Below are 497 nucleotides of genomic sequence, written 5' to 3'. Positions count from 1 at the left end.
GTGTCCGCCGAAAGGATGGCATCGTGCGATGCGTTTGATTGCCAGCCATCCGCCTTTGAATGCGCCGTATTTTTTGACGGCTTCGACTGCGTATTGTGAACAGGTCGGGGTATAGCGGCAGCACGGCGGAATGAGGGGGCTGATGCAGTATTGGTAAAAGCGGATGAGTGCAAGGAGGAGCTTGGAAAGCAGGGTATTCATCGGCGTTTTTTCATCAGCTGGGCAAGTTGGTCTCGGGCTTCAGGGGCAGTTTCCCGATTAAACGCCTGACGTACGCGCACAACAAAATCATGCGGCGGCAGCTGGTGTTGATTCAGCCTGAACCAGTCGCGGATGACGCGCTTCATATAATTGCGGTCATGGGCGCGTTTGGCGGTCTTTTTGCTGACGACCAAACCAAGGCGCGGATGGCCGAGTGCGTTGTCTGCGGACTGGGAGACTTGCAGCAAATCGCGGCTGCGTCGGTTTTTCAACGCAAAAACGGATGAAAAATCATC

Annotated in this window: 2 protein-coding genes; both read right to left on the bottom strand. The window is 54.7% G+C overall.

Annotation, left to right across the window (positions count from 1 at the left end):
- Positions 1-201 (bottom strand): membrane protein insertion efficiency factor YidD (yidD, locus tag ACTHSP_RS21685; protein WP_440346967.1); only part of this gene is annotated, 201 nt, incomplete at its 3' end.
- Positions 198-497: ribonuclease P protein component (gene rnpA / locus ACTHSP_RS21680; protein WP_440346965.1), on the bottom strand; the 300-nt coding region annotated here is incomplete at its 5' end. The genes rnpA and yidD, both read right to left, overlap by 4 nt.

This window comes from Neisseria sp. P0001.S005 (genome assembly GCF_051963715.1).
Note: the sequence above shows the minus strand (reverse complement) of the source record. Positions and strands in the feature narration are given on the sequence as shown.